Raw genomic sequence first — 23705 nt, 5'->3', positions numbered from 1 at the left:
GGCCCGGTTGCACCCAGGTTTCACAGCCCGTTGAGCAGGGCGTGGCCCAGCCGGGTCACGTGATGCACCATGCGATTGCGGTCGCGATGGCTCGTGATGAGCCTGGCGCTGCGCAGGATCGCGGCGTGCTCGCTGGCCGACGCGGCCGAGACGCCGACGCGGCGGGCCAGTTCGGAGGTCGTGCACCCGCCCGCGATCGCTTCCAGCATGGCCGCGCGGGTCTGCCCGATCAGCCCGGCGAGCGCGACCCGCTGACCGTGCGGCAGGTTCGCCGGCGAACGGGACACCGGGTAGATCAGGACCGGCGGGAGCGTGGGATCGAACATCGTCATGGGATGGTTGACGCAGAAATACGACGGGATGATCAGCAGACCGCGCCCATCCAGGTGGATCTCCTGGTCGCGATGGCCGTGCACCTGCAGCTCGCCCGCGTTCCACGTCATCATCGGGCGCAGGCTGGCCAGCAGGCCCTCGATCCCGGCCTGGGCGAACGCGTCCAGGCGCAGGTTGCGGTCGGCCTGGACGGCGGCCTCGATCCCGCGCTGGTGCGGCTGGATCGCCAGCTCGTAATACTCCCGCATGGTCTGCGTGAGCTCGGTCACGGCCGCGGGCTCGCCTCGGGCCAGTCGCGTCGCGCCGGCCGGCAGCCGCTTGCCGGTGCGCAGCAGCTGGCTGTGCTCAAGCAGGGCCAGCTCGTGGCGCATGGTCTCGTTCGGCGCGCTGCGGATCGCCTCCAGGCCGTACTCCATGCCGCGCAGCGAATCGTCCGGCGTGATGAAGTCGGGGAAGTACCCGAGCTCGGGAGCCAGGGCCAATAGCAGTTCCAGCCGCGGGCCCAGCTCGGCGCGGCGCAGCGTCCGCGCGGTCTCCCGGCGCCACTGCGAGAACAGCAGATCGCCACGCTGGCCGCGGAGCATCTGCAGGCTGAGCACGATCTCCCACAGCGGATCCGGTGCGGGGGCAAGCCGGGTCCGGGCGATGTCCTGCGCCGTGAAGAAGATCCTGAGCATCTGCGACAAATCCAGGGGTTTCGAGGGTTTGAAAGATCCTAACCACAGTCGTGACGTGCGTCTTTAGGTTGGAACCGAATCTTGTGGACGCACCGCCACCGGTTGGGCACCCTGACTTCTCAGCGGGGGCGGTCAGGAACTGTCTGACCGCGAGGGGGTTCGGCCGCGGCAGCTGTGTGCCGCGGCCCGGGGCCCGTTGGCGCATGTGTGCTCGGGGGCACACGCGTGCTCGGCCGGCGTCAAGCCATCGGGCGCAGGCTCGGCCGCTTCGCCTGGATCCCGTCGCCAGAGGACCTGCCCGTGAGCCGACGCTTGATCCACGGTGCGAGGTGGCGTGCGGCCCACGCCGCGTCGGCGGCCCGCGCGGCAGCCCACGACCTCGGCGGGGGCCAGCCGGGCACATCCCACCACTGGCTTGGGGGCGAAACGTCAAGCGCGGCAAGGACATGCGCGGCCGTGCGCAGGTGGCCGGCTGCCGACAGGTGCAGGCGGTCGACGCTCCACAGGGCGGGGTTGTCGTACTCGGGGTCGGACCACAGGTCGACCAGGCGCGCGCCGGATTGCTCCGTGATCTCGCCCACCGCCTGGTTGAGATAGCGCACCCGCGGCCCGATCATGCGGTTGCCCGGCAGGCGCGACAGCACGTTGGCGAACCGGAACACCAGCACGTCGGCACCGGTACCGCGAAAAAGCTCAATGGTTTTCGCGAAGCGCGCCATCAGGGCAGGCGGGTCGCACCGGCGGCGCAGGATGTCGTTGCCCCCGGCGGCGAAGCTGATCAGATCGGCCTGCATCGCCAGGGCCGGCTCGACCTGCTCGGCCACGACCGCGTCGAACAGCCGCCCACGGATGGCGAGGTTGGCGTATTCGACGTTGAGGTGGGCAGCCACGAGATCGGCCCAGCCGCGATAGCCGGTGCCCATGCCGTCGGGGTATGGATCGTCCAGGCCCTCCGTGAAGCTGTCCCCCAGGGCTACATACCTGCTCCAAGCCACGTCGCGTAGTTTTACACACACTCGGCGGCGGGAATTGTTGAACAGTCATCCTCTGTTGCAGGGGTCGTGAACATTGAGGTCTACTCGGATGTCGTGTGCCCGTGGTGCTGGATCGGCGAGCGCCGCCTGTTCAAAGCACTGCCCCCGGCGTCGAAGGTGCGCTGGCGTGCGTTTCAGCTCGATCCGTCGGTGCAGTCCGGGGGCACCCCACTCGTGGAGTGGCTCGGTTCGCGCTACGGCGGCGAGGCCAACGCGCGGCGCATGTTCGAGCGCGTCACTTCCGTTGCCCGTGACGAGGGTCTCACCATGAACTTCGACCGGGCCGTGGCCGCCGCCACGTTCGACGCGCACCGTCTGATCTGGAAGGCGGGCGCGCTCGGGCTCGACCAGCGGCCGGTTGTCGAGGCCCTGCACAAGGCGCACTTCACCGACGGGCTCGATGTGGGCTCGCACGAGGTGCTCGACCGGCTGGCCCTCGAACTGGAGTTGCCGATCGATCTCGCGGGCGGCGAGGGCGTCGAGGAGGTCCGGTCGGAGCTCGCGACGGCTCGCGAGTTGGGCGTGACCGGTGTGCCGATGTTCGTCTTCGAGGGCAAGTACGCGATCAGCGGCGCGCAGGACCCGGCCACGTTCCGCGATGTGATCGCCGAGGTGCAGCGCCGCACGGGTTTCGTCCAGCTCGCGCCGACCGGCTCGGGTGAATACTGCGGCGACGACGGCTGTTGATAGTCAACGATGTCGACGTTTCACGTGAAACCACATTGTCGGGGTTGAATGATTCACCTATAGTCGGCCGCGGAAGCCTCTGTCGGATGTGGAGGTGGGGCTGTGTCCGTGTCGCTCCCCCGAACCGCAGACCCCGACTCCGGCCTGAGCTATGTGCTGCCGCCCGGCTGGCATGACCGCGCGGAGGAACTGATCGCGCCGTTCACCCGAGCCATCTCCGACTCCGCGGGCGCGATGATCGGCTCAGGCCGGTGGGATCACCTGCTGGCGGCACCACCGTCCAAAGACGAGCTCATCGCGGGTGCCGCCTGGCTCGCCTCCGAATACGGCGAGTTCTTCCTGCCGTTCGAGGGCAGCCGGGTCGACGTCGTGATGGAGGAGACGACGGTCGCCGGTCGCCCCGCCGCGCTTGCCGGGTACCGCCTCGTGCTGCACCCCGAGGACGGCGAGCCGGCCTACGTCCGCGTGCTGGTCGTGGCGCTCACGGCCGAGCTGGTGTCGTTCGTGCTGGCCGTGGCGCCCGAATCGCAGTCCCGCCTCGTGGACTCCATCTTGGACAGTGCCGCGCCGCTCTAGTCCGACCTACTCCCGGACGGGAAACCTGGAGTCGACACCCCTGCCGCAGCCGGGGTCGCTGCCGCGCGGTCAGGATCGCGTCTGCCATCACGCCATCCGATCGCGCGCCTGCCGCGCGGCCGAGACGAGGTTGCGCAGAGCGGCCTGGACCTGTGGATACGTGCGTGTCTTGAGACCGCAGTCCGGGTTGACCCACAATCGCGGGGCCGGGACGACCCGCCGCGCGGCGGCGATCAGCGCGGCCACCTCGTCCTCGGACGGCACGCGCGGCGAGTGGATGTCGTACACGCCCGGCCCCAGCCCACGCTCGAACCCCGAGGCGCTTGGCGAGAGCAGGACCGCGCCATGCGAGCGGGCCGACTCGATGGTGGTGACGTCGGCGTCGAGCCCGTCGATGGCCGCGAAAATCGTTGCCGCGTCGGAATAGCACAGATGCGTGTGGATCTGGATGCGATCGCTCGCGCCCGAGGTCGCGTGCCGATAGGCCTCCACCGCCCACGCCAGATAGTCCGCCTGATCGCGCCGGCGCAGCGGCATCAGCTCGCGCAGCGCCGGCTCGTCTACCTGGATGATCGATATCCCGGCCGCCTCAAGGTCGGCGACCTCGTCCCGCAGGGCCTCGGCCACCTGCCACACCGACTCGGCGACCGGCACGTCCGGGCGCTTGAACGACCACGCGACGATCGTGACCGGCCCGGTGAGCATGCCCTTGACCGGCTTGCCGGTCAGCGATTGGGCAAAGCGCGACCAGCCGACCGTGATCGGTGCAACACGCGAAACGTCGCCGTGCAGGATGGGCGGGCGGGTGCAGCGCGAGCCGTAGCTTTGCACCCACCCGTGCTCGGTGGTGGCGAACCCGTCCAGGTGCTCGGCGAAATACTGGACCATGTCGTTGCGCTCCGGCTCGCCATGCACGAGCACGTCGAGGCCCAGCTCCTCCTGCAGCCGGATCACCTTCTCGATCTCGGCTTGGATGGCTTTGGCGTACTGGGGCCAGTCGATGCGCCCGGCGGTGGCGTCGGCGCGCGTGGCGCGCAGGTCGGCGGTCTGCGGGAACGAGCCGATGGTCGTGACCGGAAGCGGGGGCAGGCGCAGATACTCGGCCTGCGCCGCGGACCTTGCGGGATAAGGGCTTCTGCGCTGCGCCTGGCGCGGGATCCAGGGACGTGTGTTCTGCGCGGCGGGCACCGGTTCGACCGTGCCCGAAGCGAGCTGGACCACCTCGGCCACCTTCTGCTCGGCGAAGGCCAGGCGGGCACGCAACTCGGGGTCCAGTTTGGACTCGGCGTCCAAGGAGTAGGGCACGTGCAGCAGTGAGCACGACGTGCTCACCACGACGTCCGGCCCGAGTCGTTGCAGGAGTGCGGCCGCGGCGGGTAGATCCGTGCGCCACACGTCGCGGCCCGAAACCACGCCCGCCACGATGGTCTTGCCCGTTTCGCTGAGCCCGTGCGCCGAACCGCGCACCAGGTCCACCGCGATCGCCTCGACCGGGGTGCGGGCCAGGATCGGCAGGGCGGCGCCGAGCTCGCCGAAATACGAGGCCACCATGAGCTGTGGGCGGCCGGTCAGCCCGCCCAGGTAGGTGTAGGCCTCAGCGAGCGCGTCGAGTTCGCGGTCCGAGCGGTCCTGCACCAGCGCCGGCTCGTCGAGCTGCACCCACGGCACGCCCTCGGCCTGCAGGAGCGCGAGCAGTTCGGCGTACACGGCCAGCAGCGCGTAGAGGCGATCCAGCGGGGTGAAGGCGGGCGGGCTGCCCGCTTCGGCGCGGGAGAGCAGCAGCAGGGTGATCGGGCCGAGCAGTACCGGCCGGGTGATCAGGCCAAGCTCGCGCGCCTCCCGGAACTCGCCGATCACCTTGGCGGCGTTGAGCTTGAACGCCGACGACGGGCCGATCTCCGGGACGATGTAGTGGTAGTTGGTGTCGAACCACTTGGTCATGGGCAGCGGAGCGAGTGTCGACGTGCCGCGCGCCATCGCGAAATAGCTGTCCAGCTCGTGTTCACTGCGATATTTATCCGGTACCAGATCAAAGAGCATTGCCGCGTCGAGCACATGGTCGTAGTACGAGAACGTGTTGCCCGGCAGTTGGTCCAGACCCAGCTCGCGCAGGCGCGACCAGGTCTGTTCGCGCAGCAGCCGGCCGGTTTGGTGAAGCTGTTCGGCGCTGATCGCACCGTCCCAATAGGACTCCAGGGCACGCTTGAGTTCGCGGCGCAGGCCGATCCGCGGATAGCCGAGCACGGTGCTGGATTTCTTGGAGATCGTCACAGCGGGCAATTGTGGTGGCCGGGTGCGATCGGCGCGGCCCGTATCACGCTCGCTTATGGGTCGGTGCCTGGGCATACTTGGCCGATGGAGCCGGGCCCGCCGCTTGCCGACATCGCCTGCTATGTGCTGGTCGCTCAGCGCATGAGCTTCTCGGGGGCGGCGCGGGAGCTCGGCATGTCGCAGCCCGCGGTCAGCCAGACCATCGCCCGGCTGGAGCGCACGCTCGATCTGCGTCTGTTCGACCGCAGCAGCCGGCAGGTGCAGCTCACGGAGGCGGGCAAGCTGCTGCTGCCGCACGCCGAGGAGCTGCTCGACCGGGCGCGGGCCTTCACGGCGGAGGCCACCCGGCTGGCCCTGCCCACCGGCGGATCCATTCGCCTGGCTTATTGCCCGCTCACCGGCACGCTGGCCGCACAGGTCGCGCAGCGGCTCGGCCAGCGCACCCCGCCCATCAAGGTCGAGCTGCGCCCGACCGGTTGGAGCTCGGCAACGGCGGAGCTGGCGCGCGACGCGGTGGCCATCATGAGCGCGCCGTTCCCGCCGGGGCTGGCCTACACCGGGCGGTTCCACATCCCGATCACTCATCTGGCCGTGGCCATGGCGGATCCGCTCGCGGGCGCGGCGCGAGTCCACCTTGGACAGTTGGCCCGGCGGACGCTGCTCATGCCGCGCAGCAGGCCGCCCGGAAGCGTGTGGGCCCAGCTGATCGCGCGGTTGCGGGCCGAGGGCATTGGCTTTCAGGACGGCGACGAGCACGACAACTGGACCACCGCGCTGGATCTGGTGGCGGCCAGGCGCGGTGTTCTGCCCACCCCGGCGCCGCTCGCGGGCACGGTGCGCCGGCCCGACCTGGCGTTCGTTCCGTTCGACGCGGGGCTCACCATGACCTACGGCATCGTGTGGTCCGCCGAATACGCCACGGCACAGACGTTGGCCCTGGTCCAGGCCATCCAGTCGCACCTGCGCCTCACGGGCAGGTCGGCGCCGGCCGCCTGAGACGGTTCTCATCGGCGGCTCACGGCCGGCTCATCGGGGACTGGCACCGTTCGACGACATGACTGGTGATCTCGGGCTGTTGACCGGACCGGATGCGGCCGGTCCACTCGCCGCGGCTCTTGCTCCGGTGGGCGGGCGGCTGTTGTCCTGGCGCGCTGTTCACGTCGACAATCAGCCCGGTCGTGGCTGCACCGTCGGATACCAGGCACGCATCGGTTGGCCCGACGGGCGCGTGAGCGAGGAACAGCTCGCAGCCACCACCGCGCGTGCGCCCGACGGGGCTCTCGTGCTCGACGACGGTGTCGATCGGGTCGCGGTCTGGCGGTTTCCCCACGATCCGTACCTGCCCGCGCTGGCTGCCGCCACCGATCCGGGCGCGGTCGGGCGCTTGCTAGGCGAGTTCGGTTACGGTGGCGGGCCTCCGCGGCTGCGCACACGGGCCTATCGGCCGGGACGGCGCGCCGTCATCGAGGCCGCCACCGGGCGCGGGCGGCTGTACCTCAAGGTGGTCCGGCCCCAGAAGGTCGTGGCGCTGCACGAACGGCACCGGCTGCTCACGGGCTGCGGCGTGCCTGCGCCGCCCAGCCTCGGGTACACGGTGGACGGGCTGCTCGTGCTGGAGGCTCTGCCTGGCCGGACACTGCGGCGCTCACTGATGCTCGGCGGCGCCGTGCCGTCCGCGCAGCAGGTGCTCTCCGTGCTGGACCGGCTGCCGCCTCGGTTGGCTGATGGGCCGCCCCGAGTGTCGTGGTTGGACAGAGCCGGACATTATGCCGCGGTGATCGGAGCGGCACTGCCGCAACGGGCCACCCGGGTCGGTGAACTCGCCGCTGAACTCGCGACCCTTGACGAGCCGGAGCCGGTCACCGCGGTGCATGGGGACCTGTATGAAAGCCAATTGTTGGTAACCGGCGATCGCATCACGGGTCTGCTCGATGTGGACACTGCCGGAGCGGGCTACCGCGCGGACGACCTGGCCTGCATGATCGGCCACCTCAGCGTGCTGGCCCAGATCGACCCACGGCGCGCGCCGGCCATCAACCGGCTGGCTGCCGACTGGCTGGCCGTGTTTGACCGGCACACCGACCCGGCAGTCCTGCGCGGGCGCATCGCTGCCGTGGTGCTGTCCCTGGCCACGGGCCCACACCGGGTACAGGAACCCGATTGGCCCGCGATCACCATGGCCCGGCTCGACCTTGCCGCCGCATGGCTGGCGGACGCGCCCGTGAGGACTCCATGAGACAGCTCTCACCGCCGGCTCAAGCCCAGCTCATCCAGGCCCGGGACCGTCGTAGGTAACGCAGAAGCACGACGAAGGAGGACATCCAACATGAGGATCAGCCGACCGTGGCGGATCGCCGCAGCAGGAGCAGGTGCCGCCGCACTGATCGCGGGCCTCGGCGGCGCCGCCGTCGCCAGCGGACACATCGACCTGCACGACAAGGTGAGCCCGGTCCACGTCAACACGCAGTACGACGCGGACGACGATGGCATTGCCGGCTCCGCCGATTCGCCCAATTCGTCAGCCGGACACGACTCGGCCGATTCCCCGCTCGCGCCGGCTCAGGAACCCCCCGCGGCGGCCGGAGCCGACTCAGCCAACTCGGCAAACTCAGCCAACTCCGCGGCTTCGGCCAGTTCAGCCAACTCTGCCAGCTCCGCGGCCTCGGCGGCCTCGGCCGGCTCAGCCAACTCGGCCGACTCAGCCGACTAGCGTTCGGGCCCGGACGCTGCGGCCCGGCCTCGCCCCCCGAGGTCGGGCCGCACCCGTCGGTCAGACCTTCAGAGCGCTGCGGCGTAAGCGCTCGCCAGACGCTCCATGACGCTCGGACCTTCGCGCGGTGGGGCCGGTTCGCCCAGATGGATCGTCCGTAGCTCGGCCATGAACTCGGCCCACAGCTCCGGCCCACCGGCCGCGAGCAGTTCCGCGCGCACCCGCAGCCGCTTGCTGGTCGGACGGTGGCGCAGGCCCCAATCGCCAAGCTGGGCGAAGATCGGTACCAACTCGATCGAGGCCTCGGTCAGGCTGTAAGCGGCCCGGCGGCCCGGCCCCGCCTCCTCGCGGGTCAACAGGCCCACAGCCACCAGCCGCTTGAGCCGGTCGGCCAGGATGTTGGAGGCGATCCCCTCCTCGGAGCCGGCGAGCAGCTCCCTGAAGTGCCGCCGCGCGCCGAACATGATGTCGCGCAACACAAGCAGGCTCCAGCTGTCGCCGAACACCTCGACCGCGGCATTGATCGGACAACCTGAACGCGCCGGGTTCGCCAACTCGCCCTCCTCGCCCTCACCCGAACTGGTTGCAATTTACCATCGGGTGTCCTACCGTCACCATTGCCGATTGCATATCGCAAGCAGATTGGTTTGGGAGCAGATCCATGAGCGACACAGCCCCGCAGACCGCGGGTGGCAAGGTGCTCTGGCACTTCACGATGTCATTGGACGGTTTCGTGGCCGGGCCCAACCACTCGATGGACTGGATGGCCGGGACCACACACCGTCCGGGCCTCGCCGACGAATACGTCGAGACCACAGGCGCCGTGCTCGGCGGCCGAGACGGTTGGGACGCCTACCCGGACGCCGGCGCGATCTACGGCGGTGCCTGGAAAGGCCCGCTCTTCGTGCTGACCCATCACCCTGAGGACGCGACGCCCGCCGAGGGAGTCACGTTCCTGAACTGCAGTCCGGCCGAGGCGGTGCGGATCGGGCTGGAGGCTGCAGGCGGCAAAAACCTCGAAGTGTTCTCCCCGACCATCGGACGCCAGTTGCTCGAACTCGGGCTCATCGACGAGATCGACCTCCACATTGCACCGGTCCTGCTCGGCCAGGGCATCCGGCTTTACGACAACCCCGGCAGCGACCCGATCCGCCTCCACCGGGTCGGCGAAGGCGACCCGACGGCGGTCGTAAATGTGCGATACCGGCCCGCTTAGGACTGCCCCTGGCACTACCTCGACTGCTTGCACGGCCAGTCCACCGGGCAGATCATCGCACCTACGGCAGCTACGCCGAACCATAGGCACGGAGGATTCTCACGGCTCAGGCCGCGTGGACCCTGTGCCGACCGGAAACCAGCGAGCCCGGCTACTGCTAGGTGAGATAGTCGGCACTTATCAGCGATCGTTGGCACCGGGCTGCACGAAGATCAAGATGAAGGTGAGTCCATCATTGCCGGTTACAGCAGCGGCTCCGATAGGACATCCCGCCTACCGTGCGAGCCCATGGTTTGCGGCCCAGGCACATCAGTGCACACCGTCCAGCGGTCATCCTCGCTCTTCATGTAGAGCCACCAGTCGACCGTTTGGCCGTGGGCGGCGCGTTCCCTGACCTGGAACTTCCATGCGAGGCACACACGAGGACCACGGCTGCGGCCGCCACGGTCACCAGCCATCGGAGCCGTTTAGTCACATGCCGCACGGTAGCGATCGCCGTCCACGCTGCATCCACAGCGGGCAGGAGTTGAGAACCGTGGTGGACCTACTTGGGCACTCGACGATCCGCCTAACGGCCGACACCTACAGACACATCCTGCCCACCAAGGCAAGGGATGCCGCCGACAGGATTGATCGGATCATGATGGAGGAGAAGCCGGAACAGGAAGATCAATAACGCTCTAGGCTGTACCGGTGGCTGTACCCGGCTGCCGGTACAGCCTATTTTGATCTTTATTTGGGCTGGTGGAGCCTAGGGGACTTGAACCCCTAACCCCCGCCTTGCAAAGGCGGTGCTCTGCCAATTGAGCTAAGGCCCCGGGCTCCGCAAGGGAGTTGGCGTCAGCGCAGGTCTGGCGCGGTCGTCGTCGCCTCGTGCCACACCTCTCGGTCGTGGATGCTGGTCTTGATTTTGCGGGCCACCAACGCGACGGCGACTCCGATCCCCGCGAGAACCAGGAGCTTTTTGAACATGGTGGCCACCTCAACACATCATCGACGCCAGGCGGGGTGCACGTGTAGCAACAACTGAGCCTTCCGAACCACCGGGCCGGCCGCCGCGACTCGGACCTAGGGCGCAGGCCCCGGGTGCTCGCATCGCGGCGGGCCGCGATGCATCGGCCGGCTCGTGGGGCTAGATGGAATCGAACCATCGACCTCAGAGTTATCAGCTCTGCGCTCTAACCGACTGAGCTATAGCCCCTCAGCGACAACGAACCTTACCTCATGGCTCCGGAATCCCCCAAACCAGTTAGGCGCGCCGCGCCGGTGACACATCACGCCGATCACGCAAAGAATGCCTGACCCGTGCAGCATGGTGCCGGTGGCATGGGCATTCCCACGCCACCGGCACCAGATCGGATCTACTCGCGCTCGGCGAGGGTCACCTCCACGCCGCCCACCAGGTCGGCGCAGACGTTGTAGACGAACGCGCCCAGGGTCATCAGCGCGGTGAACAGCACCACGTTGATTGCGCCGAGGATGGCCGAGACCCCGATCACGCCACCTGCGGTGATCTTAAACGGGTCGCCGCCCCCGCCCTGCGAGGTGAACAGCTCGGCCAGCGTCTTGTTGACCGACGTGAATACGCCCATGGCGTCGAGTGCCAGATAAAGCACCGAGGTCGCCACGATGATGACGACGAGCAGAACGAAGGACACGGCGAAGGAAAACTTCATCACCGACCAGGGATCGACCCGCTTGATGCTGAGCCTCGCCCGGCGTGGCCCGCGTGAGGCGCCCACCGTCGCGGTGGTCCGCGCCGCGCGCACGGCCTCGGTCACTCGCACAGCGCCGGCGGTGGCGCTGTTGACGACCGAGCGCAGCGTCGCCGCGCCCATCGCCGTCCTGCCTATCGGCTTGTCGCCCTTTTTGCCGTCCTCCGCGGGCGGCGTGGGCATGCCAGCCGGCCTGGTGAAGGCGGGCCCGCTGGCTGTGGTCGCTTCGGACTGGTCGGCGGGGACTGTCGCACGCCCCATGGCCACTTTGCCGTCCACCGCTGCCGCTGCACTCGCAGACGCCGCGGCGGCCGGCTCATTGGGACCTTGGTCGGGCTGATCCGTCGGAGTCCCCGCGGTCTCCGACATCGCCTGTGTCTCGGTCATGCACTAGTCCTGTTCGTCCGGCTCGTCGGCATTACGGGCAATGGCGACGAGGGTCACGCCTTCTGGGAGGTCCATCAGCTTGACACCCATTGTGTTCCTATCGCGCGTCCTGCGCACGGGCTTCACCGGAGTCCGAATAACTCCGCCATTGCTGGTAATGGCGAAGAGCTCGTCTTCTGGGCTGATAACGACCGCGCCCACCAGTCCGCCACGGCGTTCCGTGATCTTTGCGGTCAGGACTCCCTTGCCGCCCCGACCCTGGATCGGATACTCCTCGATCGGAGTGCGTTTGGCATATCCCCCGTTTGTCGCCACTAGGACGTCCATTTCCATACCCTCTTGGACGACCTCCATAGCAAGCAATTCGTCGCCATCGCCGAATCTCATCCCAATCACACCAGATGTTGCCCGGCCCATGGGGCGCAACGCCTCATCTGTGGCGTTGAACCGGATGGCCTGCGCCTGCTTGCTCACCAACAACAAATCGTCGTCAGCGGAATTCAGGGCCGCGCCGACGAGCTCGTCCTCGTCGCGCAGGTTGATCGCGATGATGCCGCCGCTTCGGTTGGAGTCGAACTCGGCCAGCGCGGTCTTCTTCACGAGGCCATTCTTAGTCGCCAGGACCAGATATGGGGCCACTTCGTAATTCTGGATCCGAATTACCTGGGCGATGTGCTCATCGGGCTGGAACGCGAGCAGGTTTGCCACGTGCTGCCCGCGTGCCGTGCGCGACGCCTCCGGCAGCTCATAGGCCTTGGCCCGGTATACCCGGCCCTTGTTGGTGAAGAACAGCATCCAGTCGTGCGTCGAACTGACGAAGAAGTGGCTGACGATGTCGTCCTGCCGCAGCGCCGCGCCCGCGACGCCCTTGCCGCCGCGCTTCTGCGAGCGGTAGAGGTCAATCTTGGTCCGTTTCGCATATCCGGTACGGGTAATGGTGACCACGACGTCCTCACGCGCGATGAGGTCCTCCATCGAGACCTCCCCGTCAAACGGGATGATCTTCGTGCGCCGTTCGTCGCCCCACTTCTCGATGATCCCGCCGAGCTCATCGGAGATGATCTTCCGCTGACGCTCCGGCTTCGCGAGAATGTCCTTCAGGTCCTTGATCTCAATCTCGATCCTCGCCAGCTCGTCGACGATCTTCTGCCGCTCCAGGGCAGCGAGCCGGCGCAGCTGCATGTCCAGGATCGCGGTCGCCTGGATCTCGTCGATGTCGAGCAGCTGGATCAGGCCCGTGCGGGCCTCGTCGACCGTGGGCGAGCGCCGGATGAGCGCGATGACCTCGTCGAGCGCGTCGAGCGCCTTGACCAGACCGCGCAGGATGTGGGCCCGCTCCTCGGCCTTGCGCAGCCGGTAGGCCGTGCGCCGCTGGATGACCTCGATCTGGTGCGCCACGTAGTAGCGCAGGAACTGCGCGAGGTTGAGCGTGCGCGGCACCCCGTCGACGAGCGCCAGCATGTTGGCGCCGAACGTCTCCTGCAGCTGCGTGTGCTTGTACAGGTTGTTGAGCACGACCTTGGCCACGGCGTCGCGCTTGAGCACGAGCACCAGCCGCATGCCGGTGCGGCCGCTCGACTCGTCGCGGATGTCGGCCAGCCCGCCGAGCTTGCCCTCCTTGACCAGCTCGGCGATGCGCTCGGCCAGGTTGTCGGGGTTGACCTGGTACGGCAGCTCGGTGACGATCAGGCACGGCCGGCCCTTGCGGTCCTCCTCCACCTCGACCACCGCGCGCATGCGGATGGACCCACGGCCCGTCCGGTACGCCTCCTCGATCGCCGTCGTGCCGACGATCAGACCACGCGTCGGGAAGTCGGGCCCCTTCACAATCTTGAGCACCGCGTCGAGCGTCTCGGCCTCTTCGGCCTCGGGGTGCTCCAGGCACCACTGCACAGCCGCCCCGATCTCGCGCAGGTTGTGCGGCGGGATCTTCGTGGCCATGCCGACCGCGATGCCCTCAGACCCGTTGACCAGCAGGTTGGGGAAGCGCGACGGCAGGATCATCGGCTCCTGGTTGCGCCCGTCGTAGTTGGGCTGAAACTCGACCGCGTCCTCGTCGATATCGCGCAGCAACTCCATCGCCAGCGGATCGAGCCGGCACTCGGTGTAACGCATGGCCGCCGCGGGATCGTTGCCGGGCGAGCCGAAGTTGCCGTTGCCGTCGATCAGCGGGTATCGCAACGACCATGGCTGCGCCATGCGCACCAGCGAGTCGTAGATGGCCGTGTCGCCGTGCGGGTGGTAGTTGCCCATGACCTCGCCGACGACCCGGGCGCACTTGAAGTAACCCCGGTCGGGCCGGAAGCCGCCGTCGTACATGGCGTACAAAATCTTGCGGTGCACGGGTTTCAGGCCGTCGCGCACATCAGGCAGGGCACGGCCCACGATCACGCTCATCGCGTAGTCGAGGTAGGACCGCTGCATTTCCACTTCAAGCCCGACCGGCTCCACACGGCCGTGCTCAAACGTCGTCTCGGGAGTCTCGCTCACTTAGTCGAATCCTTTGAAGAATTGGCTGTCAGATGTCTAGGAAGCGCACGTCTTTGGCGTTGCGCTGGATGAACGAGCGGCGCGCCTCGACGTCTTCGCCCATCAGCACGCTGAACAGCTCGTCGGCGGTGGCGGCGTCGTCCAGGGTGACCTGGCGCAGGGTGCGCGTGGCCGGGTTCATCGTGGTCTCCCACAGCTCGGGGTAGTTCATCTCGCCGAGACCCTTGAACCGCTGGACGTCGTCGGGCTTCGCGTTGGGCTTGGTCTCCTGACGCAGCCGGATCAGGCCGTCGCGCTCCTTGTCGGAGTACGCGTACTGGAAGTCGTCGCCGCGCTTGTTCCACTTGATCTTGTAGAGCGGGGGCGACGCGAGGTAGACGTGGCCCAGCTCGACCAACGGCCGCATGAACCGGAACAGCAGCGTCATCAGCAGCGTCTGGATGTGCTGCCCGTCGACATCGGCGTCGGCCATGAGCACCACCTTGTGGTACCGCAACTTCTCAATGTCGAATTCGTCATGGATGCCGGTGCCAAGCGCGGTGATCAGGGCCTGGACCTCATTGTTTTTCAGCACGCGGTCGATGCGCGCCTTCTCCACGTTGAGGATCTTGCCGCGGATCGGCAGGATGGCCTGCACCCGCGGATCGCGGCCCTGCTTGGCCGAGCCGCCGGCCGAGTCGCCCTCGACGATGAACAGCTCGCACGCACGCGGGTCGGTGGACTGGCAGTCGGCCAGCTTGCCGGGCATCGAGCCGGACTCAAGCAGCGACTTGCGCCGGGCGAGCTTGCGCGCCTGCGCGGCCGCGACCCGGGCGCGCGCGGCCTGCGACGCCTTCGAGATGATGATCTTCCCCTCGGCAGGGTTGCGCTCCAGCCAGTCGGCCAGCCACTCGTTGCACAGCTTCTGCACGAAGCTCTTGACCTCGGTGTTGCCCAGCTTGGTCTTGGTCTGGCCCTCGAACTGCGGGTTGGCCAGCTTCACCGAGATGATCGCGGCAAGGCCCTCGCGGATGTCCTCGCCCGTGAGCTTCTCGTCACCTTTCAAGATCTTTTTGTCGGTACCGTATTTGTTCACCACGGTCGTGAGGGCCGCGCGGAAGCCCTCCTCATGCGTGCCGCCCTCGTGCGTGTTGATCGTGTTGGCGAACGTGTAGACCGACTCACCGTAGGACTCGTTCCACTGCATCGCGACCTCAAGCGCCATGCCCTCGCCGTCGGCCCCGAACTCGATCACGGACTTGTGGATGGGGCTCTTGGTGTTGTTGAGGTGCCGCACGAAGTCGCTGATGCCGCCCTTGTAGAGGAAGGTGACCTCGCGCACCTCGTCGCCCTCCGCCCGCTCGTCGCGCAGGTGGATGGTCAGCCCGCGGTTGAGGAACGCCATCTCCTGCAGCCGGCGATAGATGGTCTCGAAGTTGAACTCGGTGGTCTCGAAGATCTTGGCGTCGGGCCAGAACGCAACCGACGATCCGGTGCGGTTGGTGGCCTCGCCCTTGACCAGCGGGCCCGGCTTGGAGTCGTGGTATTCCTGGCGCCACACGAAACCGTCCTTGTGGATCACGACCTCCATGCGCACCGACAGCGCGTTGACCACGGAGACGCCCACGCCGTGCAGACCGCCGGAGACCTGATAGGCCTTGCCGTCGAACTTGCCACCGGCGTGCAGCACGGTCAGCGCGACCTCGACGCCCGGCTTCTTGAGCTTGGGATGCAGGTCAACCGGGAAGCCACGCCCGTTGTCGACCACGCGCACCCCGCCGTCGGCAAGCAGCACGACGTCGATCGTGTCGCAGTAACCGGCCATTGCCTCGTCGACCGCGTTGTCGACCACCTCCTGCACCAGGTGATGCAGGCCGCGCTCGCCCGTGGAGCCGATGTACATACCCGGCCGCTTGCGGACGGCCTCCAGCCCCTCGAGCACGGTGATGGACTCTGCGCCATACTCCTGTTTGCTGCTGCCAGCCACGAATGTCCCCTCGGATGGATTAGGAATGCCCCGTAATCCTACTGGGCGGGACCGACAACCGTGCGCTGGCGGCACCGTGCGGGTACCTGACAGCGCCGCAGGTGCCCGAAACGCTCCACCCGCAACTCCCCCTACACGGGACAGGCACGCCTAGCGCGACACGCCCGCGATGCCGTAAGTTGCACTCGCTTTCCTCTTACTGGCGAAAGAGGCACCGATGGGTCTGGATAACGTCGCTGTTCAGTGGCCCGCGACCGGCCGGTTTTACGACCCGGTCGCGCCGGCGGAGTTCGTCGACTTCGCTGAGCTGGCAGACCGGCCGGAGACGGCGGCACCAACGGCGGCGCTCGCCGGGCACATAGCCCGCACCGGCACCGTCCGGGCCACTGCGTACACCGAGGTGGTCGATCTCCTGCTCGGGCTCAAGGGCGTGCTCTACGCCACAGAGGCGGCCGAGGAGGACGAAGACCCGGTGATCGACCCGGACGGCTGCGCCTGGATCGCGGGCGGGCTGGAGAAGTTCGTCGAGGGGCACGAAAGTTACGGGCACACCGTGACCTTCGAGACCGTCGCCGAGCTGCTGCGGACGGCCCTCGCCGAAGCGCGCCTGGCCGAAGCGCAGCTGCGCTGGCTGGAGCAGCGCCTCGACGACCTGCGCGACGACGGGGGCGGCCCGCCACAGTGGAGCTTCCCGCTCTCCGAGTTCGCCGTGCTCGCGCGGTTCTACCGCCGCTGCGCCGACCGGGGTTTCGCCGTGTACGCGGAGAGCTGAGCTCCTACGAGCCGCGCTTCGCCCCGGGCACCTGGCTCGTCCACAAAGGACGACCTGGCCCACCGGAAGTACGCGTCCATCAGGTCGCCGTCCGGGTCGGTCACGCCCGCCCGCAGCGTCGGCGTGGTGGTCTGACGAACGGGCGGGCGCCGCCGGTCGCGCACGCCTTGCCGTCCACGGTCAGGGAGTCGGGCGTCGGACTTGCGGTTGTGGCTGATGTGCGGCGGCGCCGCTACTTGCGGACGCGCCACTGCCCTTTCTGCCGCGCCGGGGCGGCCGGGCCGTGGATGCGCAGCTTCGTCACGACGTTGTGGCCCACGACGGAGGCGATCCGGGTCAGGATCGACTTGTTGAGCAGGCGCAGCTGCGTGGCCCACGCGGTCGACTCGGCCTCGATGGTCAGCTCGCCGTCGGACAGCGTCATCGGGCGGCTGTGCCCGGCGATGTCCGGCCCGACCACGGTCTCCCACGCGCCGAACAGGGTCGCCTCGGCCGCGGGCCGCTCCCAGCCGCGCGCCTTGACCAGGTTGGCCAGCACGTCGCTGAACTTGGCCGGGTCGCGGGGGTCCGGCCCGGCACCGGAATAGCCGCGTCTCTTCTTGACCGGCGCGGCTTCCTTCGGCTTGACCCGGGACGCACGGTTGCGCAGCGCGGCCTCCAGCGCGGCCCGCGCCAACTCCGGACCCTTGGGCTCGTCAGACACGGTGCACCTCGCCGGGCTGTACCAGATAACGATTGCCGTGCAACGATTGCGGCACATCGGCCTCCACGGCGCATGTGATCAGGACCTGTGCCGCGTCCCTCACCAGGTCGGCGAGGCGCTCCCGGCGCCCTGTGTCCAATTCGGCAAAGACATCATCCAGTACCAGGACAGGCTCGATGCCCTCGGAGCGCAGCAGCGTATAGGAGGCCAGCCGCAGCGCCAGTGCATATGACCAGGATTCGCCGTGGCTGGCGTAGCCGCGCACCGGCAGATCGCCAAGGCGCAGCAGCAGGTCGTCGCGGTGCGGCCCGACTAGGGTCGTGCCCCGCGCGATTTCCTCATCCTTGACGGAAGCCAGCTCGTCCAAAATGGACGTCGGTGTCGCCGTGGCCTTGTATTCCATCACTGCCTTGCCCTGGCCTGCGCTGACCAGCCGATAGGCCTCCTCCAGGTGCGGCGCGAGGGCATCGGCAAGCGCGAGCCGGGCCGTGAGCAGCTTCGCGCCGTGCTCGGCCAGGTGGTGGTCCCAGACCTCCAAAGTGGACAGATCGCCACCCCGCCCGGCCACCTTGCGTGCCAGATAGGCGCTGCGCAGCAACGCGTTGCGCTGCTTGAGCACCCGCTCGTAGTCGGCCCGCACCCCGGCCATGCGGGGCTGCCTGGCCACCAGCAGATCGTCGAGATAGCGGCGGCGCTGTTCGGGCTCGCCGCGCACCAGCGCCAGATCCTCCGGCGCGAACAACACGAGCCGCAGCGCGCCCAGGACGTCACGGGCCCGCCGCACCGGCGAACGCCCGAGCCGGGCACGATTCGCCTTGCCCGGAACGATTTCCAGCTCGACGAGCAGCTCGCGTCCCTCGTGCACGATGTCGCACCGGATCACGCCCCGGTCGGCGCCCACCCGGACCAGCGGCTGATCGGTGGACACGCGGTGGCTCGCCAGCGTGGCGACATAGCCCAGCGCCTCGACAAGGTTGGTCTTGCCCACGCCGTTGGGTCCTATGAGGACGGACGCCCCGGGCTCGAGCTCCACGGCAGCGCGCTCATAGGACCGCACGTCCACGAGCTCCAGCCGCCGGACGTGCATGTCAGCCCTTCACATGGGTTCGCCGCCGGGTGAAGGGGCGGCAGCGAGCATTCATTCCAATCGCTATTTCTTGACGGCGTGCCCACCGAACTGCTGGCGCAGCGCGGCAATGGCCTTCATCGCGGGCGAGTCCTCCTGGCGCGAGGCGAACCGGGCGAACAGCGACGCCGCGATCACGTGCATGGGCACGGCGAGCCGGATCCCCTCCTCAACCGTCCAGCGACCCTCGCCCGTGTCCTCGGCGTAGCCCTTCAGCCCGTCCAGGTGGGGGTCCTCCTCCAGCGCGCGGTCGAGCAGGTCGAGCAACCAGGAGCGCACGACCGTGCCCTCGCGCCACGATTTGAACACCCCCGGCACGTTGGTCACCAGCTCGGACGCCTCAAGCAGCTCGAAGCCCTCGGCATAGGCGTGCATGAGTCCATACTCGATGCCGTTGTGGACCATCTTGGCGTAGTGCCCGGCACCGACCGGGCCCGCGTGCACGAACCCGAACTCGCCCTCCGGCTTGAGCGCCTCGAAGATGGGCATGGCCTTGGCCACGTCTTCGTCCGACCCGCCGACCATGAGCGCGTAACCGTACTGCCGGCCCCACACGCCACCCGACACGCCCACGTCGAGGTAGCCGATGCCGTGCTCGGCCAGCCGCGCGGCCCGCGGCCCGTCGTCGCTGAACTTCGAGTTGCCACCGTCGATGACCACATCGCCGGGCTGCAGCAGCGGAATGAGCGCGTCGATGGTCTGCTCGGTGACCTCACCGGCCGGGACCATCGTCCACACGACGCGCGGCGCGCTCAGCTTGCCGACCATGTCGGCAAGGTCCGTGGCGTCCGACACGTCGGGGTTGCGGTCGTAGCCGACGACCTCATGCCCGGCGGCGCGCAGCCGCTCGCGCATGTTGCCGCCCATCCTGCCCAGGCCGATGAGTCCGAGTTGCATGTGCCCCTACCTTCCGACGCGAATGGGCATGATCAGGTAACGGAAGCCTTCGATCACCGCACCATCCTCGCCCGCAGGCGTGATAACCGCGGGCTTGAACGGGTCGTTGAAGGAGAAGACTGCGGTCGGCGCGCCCAGCGCACTCAGCCCCTCAAGCAGATATTGCGGGTTGAACGCGACCGTCATGGTCTCACCGGTGAACGGCACGACGGTCTCCATCGCCTCGCTCGCGCGCGCCTCCTCGGTGCCGCCGGCCTCGACAACGAGACCGTCCTCGCTGAAGCTCAACCGCACCGGGGTCGCCTTCTCCGCAACCAGCGCCACGCGCTTGACGACCTCGATCAGCGCGGGCACGGTCACGCGCGCCTCGGAGGAATAGCTCGGGGCGAACAGCGAGCGCACCGGCGGGTAGGACTGCCCGTCGAGCAGGCGGCTCGTCGTGCGGCGCGTGCCGCCCACAAACCCGATCATGCCTTCGCCGGCGCCGCCGCCACTGCCGCCCAGCGCGATGGTCACCTCACCGCCGAGCGGGCCGAGGGTCTTGGCGGTGTCGGCCAGCGTGCGCGCCGGGACAAGCGCGTTGACATCGATGGATGGGTCGTCGGGAGCCCACGTGATCTCGCGCACGGCCAGGCGGTATCGGTCGGTGGCAAGCAGCGCGAGTTTGTCGCCGGACAGCTCGATGCGCACGCCGGTCATCATCGGCAGCGTCTCGTCGCGGCCCGCGGCCATGGCGACCTGTGCGACGGCGGCGGCGAAGGTGGGCGCGTCGACCCGGCCGGCACTCGCGGGCAACTCGGGCAGGCTGGGGTAGTCCTCGACCGGCATCGTCGGAAGGGTGAACCGGGCACTGCCGCAGACCAGCTCCAGGTGCGAGCCGACCGCGGCCATCTCGACCGGCTTGGCCGGCAGGGCCTTGGTAATCTCGGCGAGCAGACGGCCGGAGACGAGCGTTGCCCCGTCGGCGTCTGCCTGCACTTCGACGTCAACCTGGTTGGACACCTCGTAGTCGAAGCCTGAGACCTGCAGCCGACCGTCGGTCACGCGCAGCATCGCACCGGCGAGCACCGGCACGGACGGCCTGCTCGGCAGGCTCTTCGCGGTCCACGCCACGGCATCGGCGAGCGCGTCGCGCTCCACCCGGAACTTCATCATGCCCCTCCCAGCTGTTGCCTAACGGATACGACCATATGCCCTCACGGTCGATCTCGGTTTCGCAGGATCCAATCCACAGATCGAGCCGCGGTGATTTTGTTTTGTTTTCTCTATTAGAGATAAAACCCAGGTTCTTCTTAGGGCCTGTGGAAACTGGGGATAACCGGCGTTTCCACTGCTCAACATGCCTGCATGGCTGTGGAGGAGTTGTGGACCGGTGCGTGGACAACCCGCCCGCTTATCCACATGTGGATGACGGCGCACTCTTTTCCACTGCCGTCCACAGGTTATCCACCGCTCATCCCCATGGGTTATCCCCAAACTGTGGAGAACGCCGGATCGAGTTTCCCACAGCGATATCCACGGATCATGAAGAGTTGTCCACTGATCATGGAGCCCCGTCCACACGTTCTCCACAGCAAGATTTTTGGCCCTTTTTCTGTCCACAGCAATCCACAGCCCGTCCACAGGAAATCCACCGGGTTATCCACGGATGATGTGGACAACCTTTCGGCGGGCCGGAGGCCTTAGTTCACGCATGGAGGAGTTCGAGTCGTTCGTCCGGGCGCGCAGCCACGCCCTGATCCGGACCGCGTACCTGCTCGCGGGCGATCAGCACAGGGCTGAGGACCTGGTGCAGGACGCGCTCATCCGCACCCATCGGGCCTGGAAACGCTTGCGCTACAGCAATCCCGAGGCGTATACGCGGAAGGTCATGTATCACCTGCAGATCTCGTGGTGGCGCCGCACGCGCCGGGCGGAGATCTCCACGGGTGAGGTGCCGGAGCCCACGACCGTGCCGGGTCCACGTGACGAGGAGCACGTGGCGCAGCTCGCGCTGCGGGCGGCGCTGGCGACCCTGCCGCCCAGGCAGCGGGCCGTGGTCGTGTTGCGGTACTTCGAGGACCTCACGGAGGCGGCGACGGCAGAGGTGCTCGGCGTGAGCGTCGGCACCGTGAAATCCCAGACCAGCAAGGCATTGGCCAAACTACGTGCCGTCACGGCATTACGAGAGGGGGCACCGCTGTGAGCGACATGCTCCGGCGCCAGCTGGCGGCGCTGGCCGACCAGGCCAATTCGGCCGACCTTTATGACCGTGTCATCGCGGGCTCGCGCCGGCGGGCGCGGCGCGTGCACGCGGCAAGCACGGCCTCTGCGGCGGTTGCGCTCGCCGCGGTGGTCTTCGGCGTGACACAGATGCGCACGGGCGGCGTGCCGCTGGAGATAGGGCCCAGCGCGCTGGATCCGACCCCTACTCTCACCCCGACCGCCACGGCTGTCCCGAGCCAGACACCGGACGCGAGCCCTTCACATGTGGCGACCGGGCCCTCATCGATCGACCTGCGCAACGCGAAGCTCGAAGTCGTCATTCCGGCGGGCCGGGGCGTCTGCCAGTTCACCGACGGCGTCGGCACAGTGGAGATCAACACGATCTACGACGCGCGGCTCATCTCGTCGGCGGTCTTTCCGGATCGCGGCATCGCGGCGGCGCTCATCGAAGTCCGGGCCGGCGCGGGCAGCCCGCTGCGGCGGATCCACCTCTACCCGCTGCCCGACACGACCAAGAACGCGACCCTGCTGGTGGACCAGCCTTACACCGAGTTCCTGGACGCCACCAAGATCGAGGCGGTGGGCAGTGAGCTGCACGTCACGATCAACGGGCAGATCAAGCGGTACCGGATCGACTAATTCTGTTTGATCCGGTTGGTGAGTTCGGCGATCTGGTTGTACAGGGATCGCCGCTCCGCCATCTGCTGGCGGATCTTCCGATCGGCGTGCATCACGGTGGTGTGGTCGCGGCCGCCGAAGGCCTGCCCGATGCGGGGCAGCGACAGGTCGGTCAGCTCGCGGCACAGATACATGGCGACCTGGCGCGCGTTGACCAGCACCCGGGAGCGCGAGTGCCCGCGCAGGTCCTCCAGGCTCACCCCGAAATAGTCCGATGTGGACGCCATGATCTGGTCAGCGGTGATCTCGGGTGCCTGCTCGTCCGGGATGAAGTCGCGCAGCACCTCCTCGGCGACCGGCAGGGTCACGGCGCTGCGCGACAGGTTGGCGTAGGCGGTGACGCGGATCAACGCGCCTTCGAGCTCGCGGATCGAGTTGGCCACCCGCGAGGCGATGAACTCCAGCACGTCACCGGGCGCGTTCATGCGCTCCTGCGCCGCCTTCTTCTGCAGGATCGCGATCCGGGTCTCCAGATCCGGCGGCGTGATGTCGGCCAGCAGCCCCCACTCGAACCGGGTGCGCAGCCGATCCTCCAATGTGGCCAGTGCCTTGGGCGAGCGGTCCGACGAGATCACGATCTGCTTGTTGGCGTTGTGCAGCGTGTTGAACGTGTGGAAGAACTCCTCCTGCGTGCGCTCCTTCTTCTCAAGGAACTGGATGTCGTCGATGAGCAGGATGTCCACCTCGCGGTGGCGCCGCTGAAAGTCGTGGCCCCGGTTGTCGCGCACCGAGTTGATGTAGTCGTTGGTGAACTCCTCGGTCGACACGTAGCGCACCCGGTGCGCATGCCCGAGCTCCTTGGCGTAGTGCCCGATCGCGTGCAGCAGATGGGTTTTGCCCAGCCCCGACCCGCCGTAGATGAACAGCGGGTTGTAGGCCTTCGCCGGCGACTCGGCCACCGCGACCGCCGCGGCGTGCGCGAACCGGTTGGACGACCCGATGACGAACGTCTCGAAGCGGTACTTCGGGTTGAGCTTCGGCCCGTTGGAGTCCGGCTGCGGCGACGGGCCCGGCTGCCTGCCCGGGATCGGGAACGACTGCGGCGGTGGCGGCAGCAGATCCTGCATCGGGTCGCCGAGCCGGGGGGCGCGATCCATCACGTGCGCCATGGCCGGTGGCTGCGCCTGGGCTTGCGGCGCCCTTTCCGCCGGGCGTGGCTGCGGCACCGAGAACAGCGCGTCCTCATCATCCGCCGGTGCGATCTGTTGTTGGTGGTACGGATTGTGAGCCAGGGCGGGGGGCGGGGAGGCGGGACTGGGCGG

The 23705-nt window shown here is 68.0% G+C and carries 22 protein-coding genes and 2 tRNA genes; 9 read left to right on the top strand and 15 right to left on the bottom strand.

Going from position 1 to position 23705, the window contains the following annotated elements; genetic code table 11:
- Positions 1–20: 20 nt before the first annotated feature.
- Together DM816_RS17925 and DM816_RS17920 are read right to left on the bottom strand one after the other, a co-directional pair.
- A complete protein-coding gene (locus DM816_RS17925; RefSeq protein ID WP_117211388.1) occupies positions 21–1010 on the bottom strand; it encodes a helix-turn-helix domain-containing protein in 990 nt (329 codons plus the stop codon).
- 239 nt (positions 1011–1249) lie between these two features.
- Complete coding sequence (locus DM816_RS17920; protein ID WP_117211387.1) at positions 1250–2005, bottom strand: SGNH/GDSL hydrolase family protein; 756 nt, start codon at positions 2003–2005, stop codon at positions 1250–1252.
- Positions 2006–2071: 66 nt separating this feature from the next.
- Between DM816_RS17920 and DM816_RS17915 the strand changes: the two genes are divergently transcribed.
- On the top strand, positions 2072–2731 hold the full coding sequence (locus tag DM816_RS17915) for a DsbA family oxidoreductase (RefSeq protein ID WP_117211386.1): 660 nt from the start codon (positions 2072–2074) through the stop codon (positions 2729–2731).
- Positions 2732–2833: 102 nt separating this feature from the next.
- Complete coding sequence (locus DM816_RS17910; RefSeq protein ID WP_117211385.1) at positions 2834–3307, top strand: hypothetical protein; 474 nt, start codon at positions 2834–2836, stop codon at positions 3305–3307.
- A gap of 87 nt (positions 3308–3394) precedes the next feature.
- Here the strand turns inward: DM816_RS17910 and metE are convergent, their stop codons facing one another.
- Positions 3395–5578 (bottom strand): 5-methyltetrahydropteroyltriglutamate--homocysteine S-methyltransferase, encoded by a 2184-nt coding sequence (metE, locus tag DM816_RS17905; RefSeq protein WP_211588751.1) that lies wholly within the window; start codon positions 5576–5578, stop codon positions 3395–3397.
- Positions 5579–5662: 84 nt separating this feature from the next.
- Here metE and DM816_RS17900 point away from each other — a divergent pair, with 84 nt between their 5' ends.
- The 3 genes from DM816_RS17900 (at position 5663) to DM816_RS42650 (ending at position 8288) form a co-directional block, all read left to right on the top strand.
- Positions 5663–6574: a LysR family transcriptional regulator gene (locus tag DM816_RS17900; RefSeq protein ID WP_117211383.1), complete on the top strand. Its 912-nt coding sequence runs from the start codon at positions 5663–5665 to the stop codon at positions 6572–6574.
- Positions 6575–6632: 58 nt separating this feature from the next.
- Positions 6633–7814, top strand: coding sequence for an aminoglycoside phosphotransferase family protein (locus DM816_RS17895; protein WP_117211382.1), 1182 nt, complete (start codon positions 6633–6635; stop codon positions 7812–7814).
- Between the two features lie 90 nt (positions 7815–7904).
- A complete protein-coding gene (locus DM816_RS42650; protein WP_162907579.1) occupies positions 7905–8288 on the top strand; it encodes a hypothetical protein in 384 nt (127 codons plus the stop codon).
- A 68-nt stretch (positions 8289–8356) separates the two neighbouring features.
- On the opposite strand, the gene DM816_RS17885 is transcribed toward DM816_RS42650, so the two are convergent.
- Complete coding sequence (locus DM816_RS17885; protein ID WP_117211381.1) at positions 8357–8842, bottom strand: winged helix-turn-helix transcriptional regulator; 486 nt, start codon at positions 8840–8842, stop codon at positions 8357–8359.
- A 107-nt stretch (positions 8843–8949) separates the two neighbouring features.
- Here DM816_RS17885 and DM816_RS17880 point away from each other — a divergent pair, with 107 nt between their 5' ends.
- On the top strand, positions 8950–9504 hold the full coding sequence (locus DM816_RS17880) for a dihydrofolate reductase family protein (protein ID WP_117211380.1): 555 nt from the start codon (positions 8950–8952) through the stop codon (positions 9502–9504).
- 742 nt (positions 9505–10246) lie between these two features.
- On the opposite strand, the gene DM816_RS17875 is transcribed toward DM816_RS17880, so the two are convergent.
- The 6 genes from DM816_RS17875 to gyrB all read right to left on the bottom strand — a co-directional run bounded on the left by DM816_RS17875 (position 10247) and on the right by gyrB (position 16062).
- A tRNA-Ala gene (locus DM816_RS17875) sits at positions 10247–10322 on the bottom strand.
- Positions 10323–10344: 22 nt separating this feature from the next.
- Positions 10345–10476 carry a DLW-39 family protein gene (locus tag DM816_RS43815; RefSeq protein WP_211588750.1) on the bottom strand — a complete coding sequence of 44 codons (132 nt, stop codon included), beginning with the start codon at positions 10474–10476 and terminating at the stop codon, positions 10345–10347.
- 155 nt (positions 10477–10631) lie between these two features.
- Positions 10632–10705 (bottom strand) — tRNA-Ile (locus tag DM816_RS17870).
- A gap of 160 nt (positions 10706–10865) precedes the next feature.
- Positions 10866–11606, bottom strand: a complete 741-nt coding sequence (locus DM816_RS17865; protein ID WP_117211379.1) for a DUF3566 domain-containing protein — start codon at positions 11604–11606, stop codon at positions 10866–10868.
- A gap of 3 nt (positions 11607–11609) precedes the next feature.
- Entirely contained in the window at positions 11610–14096 is a 2487-nt protein-coding gene (gene gyrA, locus DM816_RS17860) for a DNA gyrase subunit A (protein WP_117211378.1), read from the bottom strand.
- 28 nt (positions 14097–14124) lie between these two features.
- Positions 14125–16062, bottom strand: coding sequence for a DNA topoisomerase (ATP-hydrolyzing) subunit B (gene gyrB, locus DM816_RS17855; protein ID WP_117211377.1), 1938 nt, complete (start codon positions 16060–16062; stop codon positions 14125–14127).
- A 217-nt stretch (positions 16063–16279) separates the two neighbouring features.
- On the opposite strand from gyrB, the gene DM816_RS17850 reads away from it, so the two are divergent.
- Complete coding sequence (locus DM816_RS17850) at positions 16280–16834, top strand: hypothetical protein (RefSeq protein ID WP_117211376.1); 555 nt, start codon at positions 16280–16282, stop codon at positions 16832–16834.
- Positions 16835–17066: 232 nt separating this feature from the next.
- On the opposite strand, the gene DM816_RS17845 is transcribed toward DM816_RS17850, so the two are convergent.
- The 4 genes from DM816_RS17845 to dnaN form a co-directional block, all read right to left on the bottom strand.
- The gene (locus DM816_RS17845; protein ID WP_246002015.1) at positions 17067–17537 is read right to left on the bottom strand and encodes a DciA family protein; all 471 of its coding nucleotides are present in this window, start codon (positions 17535–17537) and stop codon (positions 17067–17069) included.
- Positions 17530–18624 (bottom strand): DNA replication/repair protein RecF, encoded by a 1095-nt coding sequence (gene recF / locus DM816_RS17840; RefSeq protein ID WP_117211374.1) that lies wholly within the window; start codon positions 18622–18624, stop codon positions 17530–17532. The genes DM816_RS17845 and recF overlap by 8 nt, the downstream gene beginning before the upstream one ends.
- A 63-nt stretch (positions 18625–18687) precedes the next feature.
- On the bottom strand, positions 18688–19560 hold the full coding sequence (gene gnd / locus DM816_RS17835; protein WP_117211373.1) for a phosphogluconate dehydrogenase (NAD(+)-dependent, decarboxylating): 873 nt from the start codon (positions 19558–19560) through the stop codon (positions 18688–18690).
- Positions 19561–19566: 6 nt separating this feature from the next.
- A complete protein-coding gene (gene dnaN, locus DM816_RS17830; protein WP_117211400.1) occupies positions 19567–20712 on the bottom strand; it encodes a DNA polymerase III subunit beta in 1146 nt (381 codons plus the stop codon).
- A gap of 541 nt (positions 20713–21253) precedes the next feature.
- On the opposite strand from dnaN, the gene DM816_RS17825 reads away from it, so the two are divergent.
- Positions 21254–21745 carry a SigE family RNA polymerase sigma factor gene (locus tag DM816_RS17825; RefSeq protein ID WP_342768724.1) on the top strand — a complete coding sequence of 164 codons (492 nt, stop codon included), beginning with the start codon at positions 21254–21256 and terminating at the stop codon, positions 21743–21745.
- On the top strand, positions 21742–22404 hold the full coding sequence (locus tag DM816_RS17820; RefSeq protein WP_117211372.1) for a hypothetical protein: 663 nt from the start codon (positions 21742–21744) through the stop codon (positions 22402–22404). The genes DM816_RS17825 and DM816_RS17820 overlap by 4 nt, the downstream gene beginning before the upstream one ends.
- Here DM816_RS17820 and dnaA read toward each other — a convergent pair.
- On the bottom strand, positions 22401–23705 hold a 1305-nt coding region (gene dnaA / locus DM816_RS17815; protein WP_246002014.1), incomplete at its 5' end, for a chromosomal replication initiator protein DnaA. The genes DM816_RS17820 and dnaA overlap by 4 nt on opposite strands.

It is taken from the genome of Allorhizocola rhizosphaerae (genome assembly GCF_003426775.1).
Taxonomy (GTDB): Bacteria; Actinomycetota; Actinomycetes; order Mycobacteriales; family Micromonosporaceae; genus Allorhizocola; species Allorhizocola rhizosphaerae.
This window is presented reverse-complemented; position numbering and strand designations above follow the sequence as displayed.

What these genes read in the sequence shown, in the direction of transcription:
- DM816_RS17925 (WP_117211388.1), bottom strand. Translation starts at nt 1,010, where the DNA reads ATGCTCAGGATCTTCTTCACGGCGCAGGACATCGCCCGGACCCGGCTT.
- DM816_RS17900 (WP_117211383.1), top strand. Translation starts at nt 5,663, where the DNA reads ATGGAGCCGGGCCCGCCGCTTGCCGACATCGCCTGCTATGTGCTGGTC.
- DM816_RS17895 (WP_117211382.1), top strand. Translation starts at nt 6,633, where the DNA reads ATGACTGGTGATCTCGGGCTGTTGACCGGACCGGATGCGGCCGGTCCA.
- DM816_RS42650 (WP_162907579.1), top strand. Translation starts at nt 7,905, where the DNA reads ATGAGGATCAGCCGACCGTGGCGGATCGCCGCAGCAGGAGCAGGTGCC.
- DM816_RS17880 (WP_117211380.1), top strand. Translation starts at nt 8,950, where the DNA reads ATGAGCGACACAGCCCCGCAGACCGCGGGTGGCAAGGTGCTCTGGCAC.
- DM816_RS43815 (WP_211588750.1), bottom strand. Translation starts at nt 10,476, where the DNA reads ATGTTCAAAAAGCTCCTGGTTCTCGCGGGGATCGGAGTCGCCGTCGCG.
- DM816_RS17865 (WP_117211379.1), bottom strand. Translation starts at nt 11,606, where the DNA reads ATGACCGAGACACAGGCGATGTCGGAGACCGCGGGGACTCCGACGGAT.
- DM816_RS17850 (WP_117211376.1), top strand. Translation starts at nt 16,280, where the DNA reads ATGGGTCTGGATAACGTCGCTGTTCAGTGGCCCGCGACCGGCCGGTTT.
- recF (WP_117211374.1), bottom strand. Translation starts at nt 18,624, where the DNA reads ATGCACGTCCGGCGGCTGGAGCTCGTGGACGTGCGGTCCTATGAGCGC.
- gnd (WP_117211373.1), bottom strand. Translation starts at nt 19,560, where the DNA reads ATGCAACTCGGACTCATCGGCCTGGGCAGGATGGGCGGCAACATGCGC.
- dnaN (WP_117211400.1), bottom strand. Translation starts at nt 20,712, where the DNA reads ATGAAGTTCCGGGTGGAGCGCGACGCGCTCGCCGATGCCGTGGCGTGG.
- DM816_RS17825 (WP_342768724.1), top strand. Translation starts at nt 21,254, where the DNA reads ATGGAGGAGTTCGAGTCGTTCGTCCGGGCGCGCAGCCACGCCCTGATC.